Here is a 19,114-nt window from a genome sequence, read left to right on the forward strand (position 1 = left end):
AAAATGATAGGCAGTAAATTGATCAGTTTTATCTTAATATTCATTAGTTATACCCATGCTACCTCATCGTATTAAAGTCATATGGAACTGCACAATGCCCTTTACTAACAACGTTAATTATATTCCCAATATGCCTAGCGGCGGACACGATCACCTTGCGGCACAAGAACAAAAAAAAACACAAAGAAAGCGCTGGCAAGTATTGGTTGGCGTATTTGTTTTTGTTCTGACGATAGCAAATATATTCATTTGGGCCAGACCACCTGAGTTTCAGAGTCAGGCGATTTTGCATTTTTCTTATGCTACGCAAAACGCCCAGGAGCTAGATTATATTGCTCAGCAACAACTTATCCTTAACCAAAAGCGTTTGACGAGCAACAGCATGTTACAGGCCTTGTCTGCTAAGTTGCGCGGGGAAAGCTTGATTGATCTCAACATCCAACAATTGAGAGACATGCTTAGCGCAACATCCAGTAGCGCGGGGCAAATAATAACCTTGCACACTGCAGGCGCAGTTCCCGAGCTGCTCAAACCCGCACTGGAGCAGTGGCTGACATTATATATGTCGTTACTGGAGCGGGAACGCGTTGACAATAACTCCGATGAAATACTGCAATACCAGCAACAACTGACCGCACTTGAGCACAAAATTACTGAGCAGCAACAGATTGTAGATGTGTACTCGCAAGCCAACAATATTATTTCGTTAGAGCGTGACGAGAATAGAATTCCAAATAAAATCAAAAGATTGGGAGCGTCCTTAGATGAAGCTGAAGCGCAAAAATCCCAGGCACTAGCAGAGTTGGATAGTCTTAATGAGTCGCGTGGTAGCGGCCAACTGATTGAACGCCCGGTGGATAAGACGAGTATTGATGCAAACCGCGCAGTTCTGCAAAAATTGGAGGCAGAGCTATCAGCACTGTCCGAAAAATATACCCAGGAATATTTGCAACGGGATCCGGATGTGGTTTCCAAGCAGCAGAAATTTAAAATCCTAAGCAAAGACTTAGAACAACAAATTGCCGACAGCCAGTTGTTGTATTTTCAAGATTCCCAACGTAATTTAACTGTGTCTGTGAGTAAAGCTAATGCCTTGCGAGAGCAACTAGCGGGTTTACAAAACCAGGCTCAGGTTTTCAACCAAAAGTTAGAGCATTATCGTAGTTTAGATAAGGCCTTGAAAGAATTGCAATTACACGAGCAAACCCTGAAAAACCAGCTTATTGAACAGGAAGTCTTGAAGCCCTTTGTCGCCAAAATAAGCATACTCGAACAGCCTTTTACCCCGCAGTTTCCAATAGGCCCCGACTATTGGCAAGATACACTGATAAGTATTGTTGCTGCTATCGTATCGGCAGTGATAGCACTGCTACTTTTTAGCTTTATTGTGCGGCAAAAATCGCTACCGGCTGCGGGTACAAATTTTGTGGTGTTACCCGGCCAACAGCAAGCAAACCATTACCCAGAGTTGCCACTGACTGAACACGATAAATTACCGTCAAGGCCGCAACCTTTGCAGATAGGCGAGGGAAACATTCAGCATGCCAATATACGTTTATTAACGGTAGACGAATGCCAGCGTTTGTACCGTGTAGCGAACAAGCAAGCTAAGGTGGTTATTAGTTTGTTACTTAGCGGGGTGAATGCCACAGAGCTTTGCAACATCACAAAGGCCGATTTTGTTGAGGTTTATACTAAGCTGCAAATAACAGGCGCATATGCCCGTCAAGTAAATTTGACCGGCCAATTGACGACAATCATTGAACAACTTTGTGCGGACCTGCAGGCGGATGATTTACTGTGGTCAAGCCCGTTGTCGATTGAGGATTTTTGCCAAATCATTATCAATGCAAGCCATGACGCGGAGTTGCCTTATCCAGAGCAGTTATCTACCGACGTTTTACGGCATACCTATTTAACCTACTTAGTTAGCCAGGGCGCGCGATTAAATGATTTGGAACAGCTTTCCGGTTATCTTGAACCTGCCGAAGTAGGCAGATATCGTGCGGTTAATCGACATGGCAAGTCAGTAGATGTCGATCAGGTAGATACAATATTTCCGTACGATGGCGTTGCAACTTAAGAGGTTTTTGACGACGAATCCGCATTTGCTATAAATCCTGCTTAGCGCAGGAAAAAACTACCTCATTCAACTATATCGATACATTGAATCTGGCTTCAAAAAACAGACAAAATTATCATGGCTGCCCTGTTAAATTCCAAATTTGTTAAGTTCCGGGAGTTTCTTGTTCTGCAATGTGTTTTTTTGTATGTTTTTTGTACATATAAAGTGGTTTGTGAGTGAAACGTATACGCCGAGTGTTTTTGAAACTTCACTTTACTTTACTTGGTCGAAATATATGCTAGATTTTATTGTGATCTATATCAATTGGGTTGTCATTAAATACAACCTTTAGACTAAGGTCGCATTATTACTATACGTATTTTGTACTATATATAGAGCAAAGTTTGTGCAGGATTTTGTTTAACAGTTACGTCACGGAATAGGGAATGAATATGACCAGAGTAGCATTAGTCACAGGGGGAACGCGTGGTATTGGTGAAGCGATTTGTAAGAAGCTTTTGGATAAAGGTTACAAAGTCGTCGCTAATTACGCAGGCAATGATGTTAAAGCAACAGAATTTACTGAACTAACTGGTATTCCAATAGCAAAATTTGATGTATCAGACTTTGAGAAAACTGCTGCGGGGATAGCTAAAATCGAAAGCGAATATGGCCCCATTGATGTATTAGTAAATAATGCCGGAATTACTAAAGATAGCACTATGCATAGAATGAGTTTTGAGCAATGGGATGCTGTTATTCAAACTAACTTAGCTTCTTGCTTTAATACTTGTCGTGCTGTACTTGAGGGCATGCGCAGCCGAGGGTTTGGTCGTATTATTAACGTAGGCTCGGTAAATGGTCAAGCAGGTCAATATGGGCAAGTTAACTATGCTGCGGCTAAGTCCGGTATCCATGGTTTTACTAAAGCACTTGCATTAGAAGTTGCAAGTAAAGGTATTACGGTGAATGCAATAGCACCCGGTTACGTCGACACTGATATGGTGCGAGCAGTGCCTCCAGATGTTTTAGCTAAAATTATAAAAACGATCCCGGTTGGCCGTTTAGGTAAACCTGAGGATATTGCCAACAGTGTGGTTTTTTTAGTTGATGATGAATCAAGCTTTATTACAGGCTCTACATTATCTATTAATGGTGGCCAACACATGTATTAAGTTGGTGCATGTCCACTGGTATGTTTCGTTAGGTCGCACAATTGAACGGTTTTAATAGGGCGGCCTAATTACAAATACAGTGCTCACTGTTTGGAGACATTTCGTCCATCAGACCATCATAGATACAAAAAGTGCGAAATTTCGCACTTTTTGCTTTTCTGTCAACGTCTCCAATACATTAGATATATACAAGCAATTTAGGAATGTTTATCAATAAACTCAGTAAGTAATGGGCGAATGTTGTTACGATACATCGAGCCACTAAATATCCCATAGTGACCAGCGCCTGGTTGAAGATGATGTTTGCGCATATTTTTGGGTATGTTTTGGCAAATATCTTGGGCCGCTTCAGTTTGCCCGATACCACAAACATCGTCTTCTGCACCTTCAACGGTAAGTAGGGGAGTGTTGGTGATCGCATTGAAGTCGACAAGCTTGCCGGCATAAGTAATCGTTTTGTTGGCCAACTCGTTATTTTTGAATATACGCTCTATTGTTTCTAGATAGAACTCAGCTGGCATATCTAACACAGACAAGTATTCGTCGTAGAATGCTGTAAAGCGATCAGTATCTTCCTTCTCGCCAACCAATAAATTTTGAAAATACTCTTGATGCTTCTTAATGTGGGTTTGTGGATTCATTGAAATAAACCCGCTTAGCTGCATAAAACCAGGATAGACCTTGCGGTCCTGGCCAGGGTAGCCTGGGGGGACTTTCTGGATAGCCACATTTTCAAACCAGCCCATTGGATGTTGTTGTGAAAAGTCATTCACACGCGTTGGATTTTTACTGGTATCTATCGGCCCCGCCATCAAAGTCAATGACTTCGGGATATTCGGGTTTTTTTCTTGCGCCATTACCGCAGTGGCAATTAATGCTTGAACAGTAGGTTGGCAGATAGCAATCAAATGTGTCTCTGGCCCTAAATTATTCATAAAATCAATTAAATAACTAACATAACAATCGAATGAGAATGGACCTTCTTCTAATGGTACTTCACGCGCGTCTAACCAATCAGTAATATATACTTCGTGGTTTGGCAACAAGGCTTCAACCGTTCCTTTCAATAGGGTTGAATGGTGTCCAGATAGCGGTGCGACTAACAACACTTTATCTTTGTCAGTTAGGCCTTCTTTGTTGAAATGAATTAGGTTGCAAAAAGGTTTTGCTAATACAATTTCTTCTTGAACACCAACTGTTTTGCCTTTTATATCAAGCGTATCGATGATATTAAACCCCAGTTTGTCATAACGCTGCGTGAGTCGCATCGCTGATTGAAGAGTCGCGCTTGTAATACGGCCGCCCCAAGTATATGAATATGGGTTGCTGGGATGAGAAATGAGATTATTAATAAAGCGAAAACCTTCGTTCACTAATTGTCCGCTTTTTACAAAATTATCGTATGCCTGATACTTCACCATGTCGTCTCCTAGTACTTCGATGCCAGCAGCGGAATTGGACAAATGCTGGGTAAGTTGGCTCAACAGTTCTTGCTGGGTCAAAAAAACTCCAACCGCTGGAACAATACATCCTGCGAGTGGAGTTGTTTTAGAGTTAATACAAGCCTAACAGGCGTGTATAAACAGCACATATTACTTAGCTTTAGCAGCCTCAGTCATTTTAGCTGTCATTTCTTCACTTAAGCCCTTGATCATTTCACCAGCTTTAGTTTGAGCACCAGAAACAAGGGTATACGTTTCTTTTGCTGCTTCAGTTACCGTTTGCTGTAAACCTTCTAAATACGCTTTTTGCGCTTCAGCTAGGCTAGCTACGTCTTTTTGCTGGCCTGCAGTTTCAGCAAACGCAACACCACTACTCATAAGCGTTGAAAAAAGTGCATTCTGTTTTTCAGCAAGTGCTTGAAGAGTAGACATGTTTAATGTCGCTAATTCAGTAACAGGCTTCATTGACTCTTTAAGTTGTTCATTGATTTTGTCTAACATGATGTATCTCCAATATTTAAAAGTAAGTTGTAATTACGCTTGCGTCTCAGGCGCTGATTTATTATCAGGCGCCGCTTTAACTTCCGTCGTTTGCGTTTTTTCCGCTGCTTTCACTTCTTCAGTACTTAGCGTTGCCACCGGCTTAGCCATTGATGTAGCTGCTGGTTTAGCCTTTGATGTAGTTGCTGGTTTAGCGACTGGCTTAGCCACTGATTTAGGGGCGGGCTTTGCTTTGGTCACCGCTGTGTTAACGGGCTTTTCTGCTGTTTTTGGTGTTTCAGTTGAAACCGGAGCCGTTTTTACACTTGTTTTTTTTGTTGGCGCTCGCGCTGTTTTATTTACAGTCGGAGCTTTAACAATGGCTGTTTGTGTAGTCGCTGTTTCAACTGATTCTTTTGCTGCTCCGCTTGCTGTTTCATAGCCTGATTTTAATGCGTCAGTATACTGTTTTGAAATAGAACTTATTGTTTCGTATGTACTCGTAGATGTGCTCGTTAAGCGCTCTATTACTGATTCAGCATAAACAGTTTGAGCAGCCAATACGTCTTTCATTTCTGTTTGTTGAGCAATGGTTTGCATTAACTTAACGCTGTCATCAACCCACCCAGAGAAAAATTGGGTTTGTTGTTTAGTCACCGCTTCCATTGCTTTAACATTAACAGCAAAAAGCTCACTAACGGGCTGTGATGAATTTTTCATCTGTTCTGAAAATTGACTAAACATACTTTTTATCCCTCTACTTATCTAATTTTGCTGCGATGCAGCATTCGGCTTATTTGAATAATAGACGAACTGTAGAGAAGATCAAGGCTTATTTTGCTGCATCGCAGCATTTTTTGATGTGAATTAAGGTATTTGAGCCGGGGAGCAGTTAATTATTTGTTTTTACTGTCTTTTTTGTTTAGAGGATTTATGTTCCAAGCTGACATGTTTTGCTCAATAATCTTTGAATACATACCAATTGGGCTGTTGTCGACCATATTTTTCATTAATCCTTGCACTTTATCTTGCTGTGCTATGAACTCAACAATGCTTTGCTCGAGATACTGCCTAACAAACACTTCCATATCACTGTCGTAAAACCGAATAAGTTGTTTCAACAAGGAATCAGTTAAAAGCGATTGTTGTTCATTGGTTTCCGACTCACTAATAATTTGCAAGAGTACCGACTTGGTAATGTCTGCATCGGTTTTCGAATCCACTATTTTGAATTCAATCCGGTCATTTATCAGTGTTTTAATAAAATCTAAATTAACGTACTTACTTTGTGAACTGTCGTACAAACGACGATTCGGATATTTTTTGATGATGACCAAGGTAACCTCTGGGAAGTCGTAAACAGCAAATCACTGTGCAAAATAAAAGGCCCATTTAAGAGCCCGGTTAGCTTAGTGTATCAAAAATTACATGGGTTTGAGGCAATGTTGTGTTGTTACTCATCTAAGCGTTTGAGCACATAGTCGCCAGGGGCGTCCATAATGGCTGGATACTGTTTATTTTTACCCGGTTGTAACGCCTTAATTTTGTTGCCTGATGTGGCTTGCAGCCACTGATGCCAATCTGGCCACCAAGAACCCTTGTGTTCTTTTGCGCCGTCTAACCAGTCTTGCGCTGAATCAGGTAGTTCGTCATTTATCCAGTGCGGATACTTACCGCCTTTTGTAGGATTGATGACGCCCGCTAAATGCCCCGAGCCCGCTAATACAAAGCGGCAATCGCCTGAAACAATTTTGGTTCCTTCATAAGCACTTTGCCATAGTACGATGTGATCGGCGAGGGTGGACAAAAAGTAGGTTGGCATATCAATATTAGCCAAATCAATTGACACACCATTGATAACCACGGCACCAGATTCTATTAACTTATTTTCCAAATAGGTGATGCGTAAATACTGCTTAAAGCAAGCTGATGGGATATTGGTTGCGTCGCTATTCCAATAGAGGATATCAAATGGCGCCGGGTCTTTACCTTTTAGGTAGTTGTCGATAAAAAACGACCAAAATAAGCTGTTTTCGCGCAGCATACTAAAGCTCATACCTATAATCCGCCCGTCGAAAACACCGTTAGTTTCAGCGTTTTTTTCAATTATCGGTAGCATATCTTCCGATAAATAATTGCCAATTTCGCCCGGTTCACTAAAGTCTAATAATGTGGTTAACAAAGTAAGCGACGCAATAGACTCATCCCCCATCGCTCTCAAATAGGCAGCTGTCATTGACAATAACGTACCACCAACACAAAATCCGGTTAGATTGATTTTCTGTTGTTTAGTTATCGCTTTTATTTGCTCAATAGCGGCTAAGGGGCCTTTGTGCATGTAATCCGAGAAATCATAATCTGCTAATTCGGACATTGGGTTAACCCAAGAAATCATAAACACGCAATACCCCGAATTTAGCAACTCGCGCACCATCGACTTCTTTTCGTCCAAATCAAGAACATAGTATTTGTTGATGAAAGGTGGCGTTATCAAAACGGGTATTTGATAGTGCTTCTCTTGAGTGGGAGTGTAATGAATAAGCTGGATGAGTTCATTTTGAAAGATTACCTTTCCGGAGGTATTCGCCAAGTTTTCACCAAGCTGAAAGGCACTGCTATCGGAGTGACGTATTTTAAAAGCTTCCAAAGGACTCTTTTCTAAGTCCTCAAGAAAATTTTGCATGCCTTTGACTAAGTTTTCGCCTTTACTGTTAATAACTTCCTCGTAAACTTCAGGATTGGTTAAGATAAAGTTCGTTGGCGCAAGCGAATTAACATATTGGCGAGTAAAAAACTTGGCTCGCTTTGCTGCTTTTTCATCACTGAATTCAATAGCATCAATCATATTGCTGAGCATGTCAGAATTCATTAAATAAGATTCTTTTATGTAGCGGAATACTGGGTTCTGCTCCCAATAACTATGTGAAAATCGGCGATCGTCGGATTTAGCTTTAGGTTTTGTCACCTCTGAATCTGCCGTTTCTGCATGGGCAGACAGATTCTGGCCCATCATTGCTTTAGAGGCTTGTTGCCATAAATCGGTTTGTTTCTGCATGTATTGCATTTGCTGTTGAATGAGTTTATTCGAATCAAATTTAATCTCACCATTTAACAGCGATGCTAATTTTTGCGGATCGAACATGCCGGATACTGATGCACCTGCGCCTCCTGCTGTTTTGTTTGTTCTCGTCAACATCTCTTTAGCCAAAGCATTAAATACGATTGCATACTTCTCAATGTATGCTAAAAATTTACTCTCATCCGTACCCATTTCATTCTCCATTGTGACGTTTTCGCTGCGGTAACTGGTCGTTATGAATGATCATATTTTTTGTTACTCAGCTTTATTCTGGCCTTTCAAGAAGCCTTCCATCATTTTTTGATAGGCCGTAAAGCCTGTTACTCCGCTTTCTATTGAAGGTTTGATAAATGTTTCAAAGGCTTTTTGTGGATCTTGCGCACATTTTTCTGCTAGATCCTTGGTTATCGTCGAATGTAACTGACTAAAATCAGGTAGACCGAAGATTTCGCGGGCCTCGGCGGGGCTTAATTCCAATTCAATTTTTACTTTCATAGGATTTTCTCCAAAATACCGTGATATAAACGAATATTGCGCATTTTGTAGTTGGTGGAATTTTAGCCTATGTTGCAGTCTAAGCAATGTCTATCGTTTTCGACTCTTCCCATAGTTTTTTTGACATGAGTCTGTATTACATCACATTTTTTATAGATTTTATTTTAGGGGAAAATAGATGTCAGGTCTGAGCCACCTTTACAAATTTATGGGTTAACAGTGTGCCCTTGTGTAATTTGTGATAACGAGTTAATACCCATCGGTATCCCAACTGCCGGCTATGGCTTTATCGACATGCACCACTACATGGGTATGGTTGCTCATTACCGCGTAAGCACAAATACGGTAGCCGCGCTATCAATAGCAAATAGGGTCGATAAAAATAACAATCGGTCTTCTACCCATCCCCGGCGATGCTCGTAGCTTTGACCAAAATATTTACCCACACCACATAAGAACGAACGCCTTACGCAGCGGGACACACAATGGTAATAAGGCGTACCAATTAAACTGACTTGGCTTTTGCTAGGCTGAGGCATAACCCACCTACCTGACAAAATGTGAAACACCTGATAAGTATAGAACAGTTTAAAAAACAGACAAAACTATCATGACTGATGAGATGGACACTTCTTAATAGGCGTCAATGCGCCAAAAACAGTAGTGTTAACCAGACTATTTACATAAGGAGTGTCCACCATGAAGTTTAAAACAATTAGTATCGATTTGGCAAAAAATGTCTTTCAAGCATGTGACGTGAATGAGCACATAAAGCCGCAGTTTAATAAGAAACTTAAACGCAATGAGCCGGGTGATTTTATGCGCCAGCAATCACCGACCAGGGTGGTGATGGAAGCTTGTTATTCATCACACTATTGGGGAAGAGAGTTAAGCAAACTCGGACAGGACGTGAAGCTTATTCCAACACAACATGTCACGCCTTTTGTACGTGGAAATAAGAATGCCCCTAATGATGCTTTTGTTATAACAGAAGCGAGTCAACCAGCCCATATTCGCTTTGTGTCGGTCAAATCAGAGCATCAGCAAGAAATTTCCTGCTTGCATCGTGTTCGTGAATGTCTCATCAAAGCCATGACGCGGTCACCGGACAAGGCACGGATAATAATCCGCATGGCTGAATATTAAAGACGAGAAGGTACGCGGTACCCGGTTCATCAGAGGCCTGAAATAACAAAGCTATTTCTATTAAGAGCCTGAATACATGTCAAAACTAAGCCACTTTTAGACCGATAACAATTTATAGACAGGCTGGAACAAGAAAGAAATAAGACTTCATGCTGCTGAGCAGCATGAAAAGAGCAAGGCTGTGTTGACATCACGGGAGTGCCCATATATGTCCAGGTAAATTCGTTAAATTCCCCATACCATCAAAAAATTTATTAATGTAATAGTATTTTGTTCAGGCAAACCTACTTGTAGTGACCCTTCTTATTATGCGCGCTCTAGTGCCAGGGCAATTCCCATACCGCCACCGATGCATAAAGTTGCTAGCCCTTTTTTTGCATCTGCACGCTTCATTTCATGCAGTAATGTAACGAGTATGCGTGCTCCAGAAGCACCGATTGGGTGTCCAATAGCAACTGCGCCGCCGTTAACATTGATTTTGCTTAAGTCCCACTTCAGGTCTGTGTTTACTGACATTGCTTGTGCAGCAAATGCTTCATTCGCTTCAATAAGGTCAAGTTCATCTACTGTCCAATTAGCTTTCTTCAAGCACTTTTGACTTGCCGAAATAGGACCAGTTCCCATAATTTTAGGATCAACACCGGTTGATGCGCTTGCTACAATTTTAGCAAGTGGCTCTAGACCAAGCTTCTCAGCGTTAGCACGCGTCATGACGATTACCGCTGCTGCACCATCGTTAATACCCGAAGCATTACCTGCGGTAACAGTTCCATCTTTTTTAAAAGCAGCGCGTAATTTACTTAGGCTTTCTGCCGTTGTTCCGTGACGAGGAAATTCGTCTTCAGCAAATACAAGCGGATCGCCACGGCGTTGTGGAATTTCAACAGGAATAATTTCATCCTTGAACTTGCCCGCTTTTTGTGCAGCTTCCGCTTTTTGCTGTGAACCGGCGGCGAATGCATCTTGCTCTTCACGTGTAAAACCGTATTTGTTCGCGATGTTCTCTGCAGTATTACCCATATGGTAATCATTGAATACATCCCAAAGACCATCCGTGATCATAGAATCTTTCATAGTCCAGTCCATCATCTTCTGGCCGCTTCTTGAGTGTGGTAAAACGTGAGGTGCAGCAGTCATATTTTCCTGTCCTCCTGCAATTACGATATCGGCATCTCCACATGCGATTGCCTGATAAGCAAGTACCACCGACTTTAAACCACTACCACACACTTTATTGATGGTCATAGCGGGTACTGATTCCGGAAGTCCAGCTTCGATAACAGCCTGTCGGGCAGGATTTTGCCCTAACCCAGCGGTCAATACGTTTCCCATAATCACTTCGTCAATACTTGCAGGGTCAATACCAGTCTGCTTAAGTAAGTCTTTGATGACGATTGCTCCCAATCTTGATGCTGGAACAGAAGCTAGGCTTCCATTGAAATTGCCGACTGCGGTACGGCCAGCTGCAACGATTACGATGTCTTGGCTCATAATTTTATTTCCTTTTAGTTTATTTAAGATTCAGCGTTAAATAATTTACACCTTCGTCAAAATTATATCTTTAAAAATTGTTGATTCGAGCGGGTATTATCTTGTGGCTTTTGACACGCGGCTCGACGGTAATGGCAGTAGCCAACCGCACCCCCAATTTAATCTTAGTGCATAACGGTAAAACTAGCTTACAGATGTAAACCACCATCAACTTCAATAACGCGCCCTGTGAAATAGTCGATCTCGAACAAGAAAAAAAAGACAAATATAGAGACACCTATTGTAACTAAATTGAATCTGGCCTTCAAAAAACAGACAAGATTATCATGGCTGTCCGGTAAATTGGGCCAGCAATATTCAGGGCTTTTGGAGACTGTAACGAAAACCTCCCAAATTTCGGAAGGTTTACACAACACTAGTTACATGATTAACCGGCCTCGCCCACTATACAAAACGCATTCAGCTTATTGCCATCTAAGTCTCTAAAATAACCCGCATAAAAGCCTGACTCAGCGTCTTGAGGACGAAAACCCACTTCACCTTCACATGTACCACCTAACTCGAGTGCTTTATTATAGAAGGCGTTTACCTGTTCTTGGTTTTCAAGTGCAATAGCAACCATCGTGCCATTGCCTACCGTTGCAGGCTCTTTATTAAATGGCAATGTTACGCCAAGTGACGGTTCGCCTGGCGCTTTCGCCCAAGCAATAAAGTAGTTGGGCTCTTCCATGAACCGTGTTGCACCTATGGTGCCAAGCAAGGCATCGTAAAAAGCGCCTGATTTAGCTAAATCTGCAGTTCCTATCGTTACGTATCCAATCATTGCGTTCTCCTGTAAGTTATTAATTAACGCAACCTCATAGTAGCCATTGACTACTGACAGTTAATGTCAGTAGTGTTTGCATATAATAAAAACAGACATTCAAAGAGATGAAGTAATCACATATGCGCAAAGCCGAGAGACTAAACGATATTGTTCATCACTTAAGAAGAATGCATCAAGCTGTTACAGCGCATACATTGGCTGAGACATTTGAAGTTAGCCACAGAACCATTTATCGCGATATCCAAGATCTGATTGATTCAGGTGTACCTATTTTAGGTGAAGCAGGTGTAGGTTACGTAATAGATAAAAAATATCATTTGCCGCCGATTATGTTCGACGTGGATGAATTAGAGGCGATAGCGTTAGGTATTGGCATGGTAAGTAATTGGACCGATGAAAAATTCGCGGAAAAAGCACAAAGCGCATATCGAAAAATTCAGGCTACATTGCCCGCGCCGTTAATAAACGAACTTCATCAGATCAGTACGTTTTCTGCACCTAGTCGTTACAAGATTCCATGGGAGGTAAATTTCACTGAAGTAAGAGAGTGCATTAGACGCAAGTCCGTAGTCAGCTTTACGTATTTAGACCTTAACGAACAACAAACTCAGCGCGTCATTCGACCTCTCGCCCTCATATCGTTTAGTCCGATTTGGTTGCTGGCCGGTTGGTGTGAGCTACGAAGAGCATTTAGAAATTTTCGTCTTGATAGGATATCTGAATTTACAAGACTTGATACCCGCTATAAAGATGAAAAAGAAAAGAGTCTATCTACTTATCTCAAGCTAGTGAAAGAAGAGGAAGACGCATCTAGTAATGCTAATAGCGATTGCTCACGGTCAAGTGGCTAGCTTTGGCTCTAAACGATTCTCCGTGGTCACAAGGGTAAGATTCTGACACTGGACATCCTGTTTAAAAAATTCACCTTAAACATTATTAAATACAGAGACATCCACTGTAACTAAATTGAATAGTCAAACGCCAAATGAAGTCTATGATGAACTTAGTGGTGCGCTTCATTTTAGAATCTAGGCTTCAAAAAACAGACAAAATTATCAATCGCCGTCCTGGTAAATTTTGTTTTTTGAAGAGGCACTTCAACTGCTCGAAGAACTTAAGTTAATCAATAGTAGACCGTGGGAAATTAACAAGACACCCATTGTAAAAAAGTAAAAATTAACTAGCTGATATCATGACTAACCTGATTATCAAGGTTCAAGAAACAGGCGAAATTAACATGGGTGATGAGATGGACACTCCCTAATACGGCGTCAATGCGCCAAAATAGTAGTGTTAACCAAACTATTTACATAAGGAGTGTCCACCATGAAGTTTAAAACAATTAGTATCGATTTGGCAAAGAATGTATTCCAAGTATGTGGCGTGAATGAGTACATAAAACCGCAGTTTAATAAGAAGCTTAAACGCAATGAATTACTTGATTTTATGCGCCAGCAATCGCCGACTGTGGTGGTAATGGAAGCCTGTTATTCATCACATTATTGGGGCAGAGAGTTAAGCAAACTCGGTCATGATGTGAAGCTTATCCCAGCGCAGCATGTCACGCCTTTTGTACGTGGAAATAAGAATGACCACAATGATGCCTTTGCCATAGCGGAAGCCAGTCAACGGGCACATATTCGGTTTGTGCCGGTTAAATCAGAATATCAACAAGAAGTGTTGTGTTTACATCGCATTCGAGAGCGTTTAATCAAGAATAAAACCGCATTGAGCAATCAAATACGTGGCTTACTCAGTGAATTTGGCGTGGTGTCACCTTGTGGCCACAAGTCTCTGTTAACCGGCCTGGCCAGGGTGATTGATCACCCACAATACAGCGCCAGATTGCAAAACATGATGGACGAGATGCGCAATGAATATCAAGATATACGTAACCGTCTCCAGCGTATTGAACAACAGTTACGCCACTTTGTAGATGAGTCCCAAAGCGGTAAAATATTACTCAGCATCCCCGGTATTGGCTATCTGAATGCTTCGGCTTTTTTAGCGGCTATCGACAAAGGCCAGGCCTTTAATAACCCCAAAGAATTTGCTGTATGGTTAGGGCTCACGCCCAAACAACACGCCTCAGGAGATATCAGTAAAATGGGCGGCATCACCAAACGGGGAGATCGTTACTTACGCAAACAACTGATACACGGTGCCAGAGCCGTGGTAAGTCGAGCCGCTAAAAGCGCTGATCCTTTAGCGTTATGAGCGACCAAGCTTAGGGCAACCAAACCATTTAATAAAGTGGCGGTAGCAGTCGCCCACCGCCTCGCTCGGTTGATCTGGATATTACTCACTCGCCAGGAATCTTATCGCGCTATGCCTGCGCAGGCGAGCGCATGAGATGAGACAGTTTACGTTATCCCGGTCTGGTTCAAATCCGGTGAAGATAAAGGCTCCAAGCCTGTATGGATGTTGTGGAAGGTTAGACACGGGATAACACTTTTTTACCCAACCAGCTTAGTCGACACATGATGAAGAAAACGGTCTACCCTACCTCATCAAAGCCATGACGCGGTCACCGGACAAGGCACGGATATAACAATCCGTATGGGTGAATAAAAAGGCGATAAGGTACGCGGTACCCGGTACGGAGTTCATCAGAGGCCTGGAATAATAAACCTATTCCTATTAAGAGCCTGAATATATGTCAGAACTAAGCCACTTTTAGACTTAACTTCACACGATTAGACGAGCTGGAACAAGAAAAGAAACAAGACTTCATGCTGCTGCGCAGCATGAAAAGATCACGGCTGTGTTGACATAGCGGGAGTGTCCATATATGTCTTTGTAATTTTATTTGAGCTATTTTTTTATTAATATCGCATTTACGTGCGTGAAAGGTTTGAAGATGGATATTGTGCTTTACACAATATTCAGGCGCAGTTAAATCGCTATCTTGCTGGGCAGCAAGTATGATTTCCCACTCATCTTTTGTTCGGCGTTGTCGGCGCATAATATCCTCGAACAATTATCAAAGATATTATTGTGCTGTACCACGCGGATATTTATAAGACGGTCTTTAAGCTACGCTTACGACAGGTAAGTTAGTCCCCGTATTTGAATCTTTCACTGTCACAATAAATTCTGGTTGCTGTTCCGTAGCAAAAATTAACAAAAAAATTAACAAGACACCCATTGTAAAAAAGTAAAAATTAACTAGCTGATATCACGACTAACCTGATTATCAAGGTTCAAGAAACAGGCGAAATTAACATGGGTGATGAGATGGACACTCCCTAATACGGCGTCAATGCGCCAAAATAGTAGTGTTAACCAAACTATTTACATAGGGAGTGTCCACCATGAAGTTTAAAACAATTAGTATCGATTTGGCAAAGAATGTATTCCAAGTATGTGGCGTGAATGAGCACATAAAGCCGCAGTTTAATAAGAAGCTTAAACGCAATGAGTTACTTGATTTTATGCGCCAGCAATCGCCGACTGTGGTGGTAATGGAAGCCTGTTATTCATCACATTATTGGGGCAGAGAGTTAAGCAAACTCGGTCATGATGTGAAGCTTATCCCAGCGCAGCATGTCACGCCTTTTGTACGTGGAAATAAGAATGATCATAATGATGCATTTGCTATAGCGGAAGCCAGTCAACGGGCACATATTCGGTTTGTGCCGGTTAAATCAGAGCATCAACAAGAAATATCCTGCTTGCATCGTGTTCGTGAATGTCTCATCAAAGCCATGACGCGGTCACCGGACAAGGCACGGATATAACAATCCGCATGAGTGAATAAAAAGGCGATAAGGTACGCGGTACCCGGTACGGAGTTCATCAGAGGCCTGGAATAATAAACCTATTCCTATTAAGAGCCTGAATATATGTCAGAACTAAGCCACTTTTAGACTTAACTTCACACGATTAGGCGAGCTGGAACAAGAAAAGAAACAAGACTTCATGCTGCTGCGCAGCATGAACAGAGCACGGCTGAGTTGACATCACGGGAGTGTCCATATATGTCTTGATAATTGTTATGATGATTTTTATGTTCTCGTGGTAACTATTTAATATTGGTTAAAAACTCTGGTTCCCATTCCCGTAGTAGTTCCTCTAACACATCTAAATTCCATTTTCTATTGAGATCATTTTCAGGCCTCTGGATAAAGTCTAAATAACACCTTTTAAAAACCGGTAAATATTCAACCCACCCTCTCGACCTTATTTTATTGCTCAGTGTCTCAATATCCAATACGAGCTCTTTAGATAACTTAATGATTTTTACTAAAGGAATATTAATGCGCTTTCTAGCTTTTTCACCCAAAGGACCATTATAAGTTTTGAATTTAATGTAGTCTCTTTCTGTGTATCTTACATGGTACTGAAATAGCGAATCAGCCACTCTTTCAAACGTTGTATCGTAACATGTATGCAACCTGTGAGGATCTAAGTTACCTAAGCGGTCTATACGTTGATCAATGCATACTTCAAAATAATCAACTGCTTTCTCAGAACCCCAAGCGGCTAATAATTTAGCTGCTTCAATGGAGATTTGGGAACTTCTAGCATCAGTAATCGGTATCAATAAAGCTTCTAACTTGAGGATACGGTCTTGAGAAATATCCTTTTCATCACAATAAAACACATCCGCCATATCCTCAATGAGTTCACCGCTGTGGTCATAATGTGTATAAAGTAAGTCATACACTTCCTGTCCCATTAACTTTTGTAAAGTCACCATTACTAACCTCCTTTAATATATTCACTAGGAACACACCCCTTAATTAAGCACTCGTTATCTCTTACAGCATGGTGAAAGTCACGTTTGGCATCATCAAGTTTATCAATATTTTTTTGTGAAGGGTTAGCATCATACCGTGCTTGAGCTTCATTTATTTTCTTATGTAATTCTGTTTGAACAAGCTGTGGAGATATTATTTCAACATCTTGCACTTTGCCCGTATTAATATCTTGCTGCAAACGTTGAGTATCAATTTCAATAGTGTTGTTGCCGTAATCCTTTGGTACTGTAGCAACATCATCAACCGCAGTGGTTGATGTATATTGACTATTACCTTTCGTGGGATCGGCGCCTCTTACATGTTGCTGAATAGTAATGTTCCCATCAGGATTAGCTGGCGTTAAATTACCATCCCCATCAAGGTAAGATTTTTTCTTATGCTGATAGTTTGTCGTCGCGGAAAAATCATTGTCACTTCGAGTTACACTATCAGGAACTGATTGTGGGTTTGTTTTCGTAAAATCATTTGCACCAACTTCACTACCATCATTAGAACCACTCCCACCCTTCCCTTTGGCGCCTTTCAGTCCAATCAACAAGCCCGCCAACTTGACGACACCCTCACCACCGCCTTGCATGCTGTCAAAAAAGTCGCTGCCGCCGTAGCGTTGCTCGGCAGTAAGATCGTCGGTGAACTCATCAATATTTTCACTGCCTGCTGCAACAGTACCGACGTGGTTACCCAGCGTCGTCATACTGTCATCTAACGTAGCAAGCACCGCCTGCCCTGCCTCTGTTTGTGCCAAGATCTCCATCACGACCTCGGTCACAATAGAGGCCGCGCCACCTGCAGCAACTAACACCATATTGGTGACTGTAGCTATTTCATCTGGCGCAGAATCAATGATTTTCATCAGACTATTAACACCATCCACCACCTGAGTAACTGCGGCGACCTCCCCGCTACCTGTAATGGTGATGTGATTTTCGCCTTGTTCGTCGGTAATAAATTTGACTTCCAGCCCCTGTGCTAACTGGGCTTTTAATGCTTGTGGATCAGACTTTGCCAGTTCAGCCAAAGGCGCGAAGGCCGCTATGGATTCTTTAACTCTGCCTGTGCGCATCACCTGCAACACCTCATCCACATCCTTACCGTCCAAAATGGCTTGGTCGATGATGGCTTCTATTTCAGGCAGCACAGCCTGTATGGCGGCGGGTGCCTGGTCGCCCCAGGTTTGTATTTCACGCTTTACTGCAATGGTTACTTCTGCGACTTTCTCAGCATCTTGCGCAATCTGTGCCCACCCTTCCTTGGATAACAACCTATGGTCAACCGTCAGCTCAATATTCCCTTGCTGGCGATCTACGTCATATATCTCTTTATCAAGGTTAGCGGTATCGCGGTTTAATCCTTCCAGGTCAGTGCTGTCTTGCTCGTTGCCTACACTGATATTACCTTGGCCAATCGTGGCTAGCGTTTTATCCAGGCTTTGGCTGTTGGTGTTGCTGTAACCAAGGTTAGTGCTGTTGAGTGCCAGGTCGGTGTTGCTTTGATTTGGGTCGTTGGGGTTGGCAGAGTCACTCACGCCGACACTGGTGCTCAGCCCCATGCTTTGTTCGCTGCTGTAGTCGGTGTTGCTGAGGTTGGTGTAGGTCAGGCTATCGGTGCTTAAATTGAGTTGGCCTAAGTCGTTGCCCTGTGCGTCCACATTGGCAATCAGCGCCCCGGTGAGCTGGGTATTACCTTGTACAGTAATGTCTGCTGTGCCACCTTAAATTAAATTTCTAACCTTTCGTATTTTTCTTTGAGTTCATTAGCAAGTTTTCGATCCATTAGCAAGAATTTATAATCTTTGAAAAATTTCAAACAATTCTTTACTTTTTCTAATTTATGCATTTTACTTGGTAAATACTCTTCCTTTAACTTTCCACCCAAATACTCCACTATAGTCCAACCAATACTATACCTTTCCCAAGAATCGCTAGTATTCCCACTACTTATACATGGCAATAAGTAATCAATCCAAACTGTCTCACCATAACGTTCAAATATAATTTCAATAATTAATTCATTAGATCGATAAGTGATTTTAAACTCGTTATCAAGCTTATAATACATTCCTTCCTTTTCAAGAAAGTGACATATTTCACGGATTTCTTTTTCGTAATCCGTTATATAATAACCATTAGGGGGTAGTGTATTACATGTCACT

Annotated in this window: 15 protein-coding genes and 3 pseudogenes; 6 read left to right on the forward strand and 12 right to left on the reverse strand. The window is 41.8% G+C overall.

What is annotated here, in order from left to right:
* Nucleotides 1-94: 94 nt before the first annotated feature.
* Together AC3RV5_RS16360 and phbB are read left to right on the forward strand one after the other, a co-directional pair.
* Nucleotides 95-2,083: a tyrosine-type recombinase/integrase gene (locus tag AC3RV5_RS16360; RefSeq protein ID WP_489728663.1), complete on the forward strand. Its 1,989-nt coding sequence runs from the start codon at nt 95-97 to the stop codon at nt 2,081-2,083.
* A gap of 434 nt (nt 2,084-2,517) precedes the next feature.
* Nucleotides 2,518-3,240, forward strand: a complete 723-nt coding sequence (gene phbB / locus AC3RV5_RS16365; protein ID WP_489732188.1) for an acetoacetyl-CoA reductase — start codon at nt 2,518-2,520, stop codon at nt 3,238-3,240.
* A 197-nt stretch (nt 3,241-3,437) separates the two neighbouring features.
* On the opposite strand, the gene AC3RV5_RS16370 is transcribed toward phbB, so the two are convergent.
* The 7 genes and pseudogenes from AC3RV5_RS16370 to AC3RV5_RS16400 all read right to left on the reverse strand — a co-directional run.
* Nucleotides 3,438-4,742 carry a polyhydroxyalkanoate depolymerase gene (locus AC3RV5_RS16370; RefSeq protein ID WP_489728664.1) on the reverse strand — a complete coding sequence of 435 codons (1,305 nt, stop codon included), beginning with the start codon at nt 4,740-4,742 and terminating at the stop codon, nt 3,438-3,440.
* A 90-nt stretch (nt 4,743-4,832) separates the two neighbouring features.
* The gene (locus tag AC3RV5_RS16375; RefSeq protein WP_489728665.1) at nt 4,833-5,183 is read right to left on the reverse strand and encodes a phasin family protein; all 351 of its coding nucleotides are present in this window, start codon (nt 5,181-5,183) and stop codon (nt 4,833-4,835) included.
* A gap of 33 nt (nt 5,184-5,216) precedes the next feature.
* The gene (phaP, locus tag AC3RV5_RS16380) at nt 5,217-5,906 is read right to left on the reverse strand and encodes a TIGR01841 family phasin (protein ID WP_489728666.1); all 690 of its coding nucleotides are present in this window, start codon (nt 5,904-5,906) and stop codon (nt 5,217-5,219) included.
* Nucleotides 5,907-6,058: 152 nt separating this feature from the next.
* Nucleotides 6,059-6,499 carry a polyhydroxyalkanoate synthesis repressor PhaR gene (gene phaR, locus AC3RV5_RS16385; RefSeq protein ID WP_489728667.1) on the reverse strand — a complete coding sequence of 147 codons (441 nt, stop codon included), beginning with the start codon at nt 6,497-6,499 and terminating at the stop codon, nt 6,059-6,061.
* A gap of 116 nt (nt 6,500-6,615) precedes the next feature.
* Nucleotides 6,616-8,433, reverse strand: coding sequence for a PHA/PHB synthase family protein (locus AC3RV5_RS16390; protein WP_489728668.1), 1,818 nt, complete (start codon nt 8,431-8,433; stop codon nt 6,616-6,618).
* 63 nt (nt 8,434-8,496) lie between these two features.
* On the reverse strand, nt 8,497-8,736 hold the full coding sequence (locus tag AC3RV5_RS16395; protein WP_489728669.1) for a hypothetical protein: 240 nt from the start codon (nt 8,734-8,736) through the stop codon (nt 8,497-8,499).
* Between the two features lie 199 nt (nt 8,737-8,935).
* Nucleotides 8,936-9,275: pseudogene (locus AC3RV5_RS16400) on the reverse strand (transposase); the annotation flags it as partial.
* 160 nt (nt 9,276-9,435) lie between these two features.
* Here AC3RV5_RS16400 and AC3RV5_RS16405 point away from each other — a divergent pair.
* Nucleotides 9,436-9,882, forward strand: coding sequence for an IS110 family transposase (locus AC3RV5_RS16405; RefSeq protein WP_489728670.1), 447 nt, complete (start codon nt 9,436-9,438; stop codon nt 9,880-9,882).
* A gap of 306 nt (nt 9,883-10,188) precedes the next feature.
* On the opposite strand, the gene AC3RV5_RS16410 is transcribed toward AC3RV5_RS16405, so the two are convergent.
* Together AC3RV5_RS16410 and AC3RV5_RS16415 are read right to left on the reverse strand one after the other, a co-directional pair.
* Nucleotides 10,189-11,373: an acetyl-CoA C-acetyltransferase gene (locus AC3RV5_RS16410; RefSeq protein WP_489728671.1), complete on the reverse strand. Its 1,185-nt coding sequence runs from the start codon at nt 11,371-11,373 to the stop codon at nt 10,189-10,191.
* Between the two features lie 427 nt (nt 11,374-11,800).
* On the reverse strand, nt 11,801-12,196 hold the full coding sequence (locus AC3RV5_RS16415; protein WP_489728672.1) for a VOC family protein: 396 nt from the start codon (nt 12,194-12,196) through the stop codon (nt 11,801-11,803).
* Nucleotides 12,197-12,318: 122 nt separating this feature from the next.
* On the opposite strand from AC3RV5_RS16415, the gene AC3RV5_RS16420 reads away from it, so the two are divergent.
* The 3 genes and pseudogenes from AC3RV5_RS16420 to AC3RV5_RS16430 form a co-directional block, all read left to right on the forward strand.
* On the forward strand, nt 12,319-13,050 hold the full coding sequence (locus tag AC3RV5_RS16420; protein ID WP_489728673.1) for a helix-turn-helix transcriptional regulator: 732 nt from the start codon (nt 12,319-12,321) through the stop codon (nt 13,048-13,050).
* A gap of 475 nt (nt 13,051-13,525) precedes the next feature.
* A pseudogene (locus tag AC3RV5_RS16425) lies at nt 13,526-14,551 on the forward strand (IS110 family RNA-guided transposase).
* Between the two features lie 962 nt (nt 14,552-15,513).
* Nucleotides 15,514-15,933, forward strand: a pseudogene (locus AC3RV5_RS16430) (IS110 family transposase); the annotation flags it as partial.
* A gap of 290 nt (nt 15,934-16,223) precedes the next feature.
* Here AC3RV5_RS16430 and AC3RV5_RS16435 read toward each other — a convergent pair.
* The 3 genes from AC3RV5_RS16435 to AC3RV5_RS16445 all read right to left on the reverse strand — a co-directional run bounded on the left by AC3RV5_RS16435 (nt 16,224) and on the right by AC3RV5_RS16445 (nt 19,113).
* Complete coding sequence (locus tag AC3RV5_RS16435) at nt 16,224-16,901, reverse strand: hypothetical protein (protein WP_489728674.1); 678 nt, start codon at nt 16,899-16,901, stop codon at nt 16,224-16,226.
* 2 nt (nt 16,902-16,903) lie between these two features.
* Complete coding sequence (locus AC3RV5_RS16440; protein WP_489728675.1) at nt 16,904-18,610, reverse strand: hypothetical protein; 1,707 nt, start codon at nt 18,608-18,610, stop codon at nt 16,904-16,906.
* A 68-nt stretch (nt 18,611-18,678) separates the two neighbouring features.
* Nucleotides 18,679-19,113 carry a hypothetical protein gene (locus AC3RV5_RS16445; protein WP_489728676.1) on the reverse strand — a complete coding sequence of 145 codons (435 nt, stop codon included), beginning with the start codon at nt 19,111-19,113 and terminating at the stop codon, nt 18,679-18,681.
* Between the last annotated feature and the right edge of the window lies 1 nt (nt 19,114).

Source organism: Paraglaciecola sp. IT1134, from assembly GCF_058068185.1.

Coding starts and splice junctions, on each gene's coding strand:
- AC3RV5_RS16360 (WP_489728663.1), top strand. CDS start 95: ATGCCCTTTACTAACAACGTTAATTATATTCCCAATATGCCTAGCGGC.
- phbB (WP_489732188.1), top strand. CDS start 2,518: ATGACCAGAGTAGCATTAGTCACAGGGGGAACGCGTGGTATTGGTGAA.
- AC3RV5_RS16375 (WP_489728665.1), bottom strand. CDS start 5,183: ATGTTAGACAAAATCAATGAACAACTTAAAGAGTCAATGAAGCCTGTT.
- phaP (WP_489728666.1), bottom strand. CDS start 5,906: ATGTTTAGTCAATTTTCAGAACAGATGAAAAATTCATCACAGCCCGTT.
- AC3RV5_RS16390 (WP_489728668.1), bottom strand. CDS start 8,433: ATGGGTACGGATGAGAGTAAATTTTTAGCATACATTGAGAAGTATGCA.
- AC3RV5_RS16395 (WP_489728669.1), bottom strand. CDS start 8,736: ATGAAAGTAAAAATTGAATTGGAATTAAGCCCCGCCGAGGCCCGCGAA.
- AC3RV5_RS16405 (WP_489728670.1), top strand. CDS start 9,436: ATGAAGTTTAAAACAATTAGTATCGATTTGGCAAAAAATGTCTTTCAA.
- AC3RV5_RS16410 (WP_489728671.1), bottom strand. CDS start 11,373: ATGAGCCAAGACATCGTAATCGTTGCAGCTGGCCGTACCGCAGTCGGC.
- AC3RV5_RS16415 (WP_489728672.1), bottom strand. CDS start 12,196: ATGATTGGATACGTAACGATAGGAACTGCAGATTTAGCTAAATCAGGC.
- AC3RV5_RS16420 (WP_489728673.1), top strand. CDS start 12,319: ATGCGCAAAGCCGAGAGACTAAACGATATTGTTCATCACTTAAGAAGA.
- AC3RV5_RS16435 (WP_489728674.1), bottom strand. CDS start 16,901: ATGGTGACTTTACAAAAGTTAATGGGACAGGAAGTGTATGACTTACTT.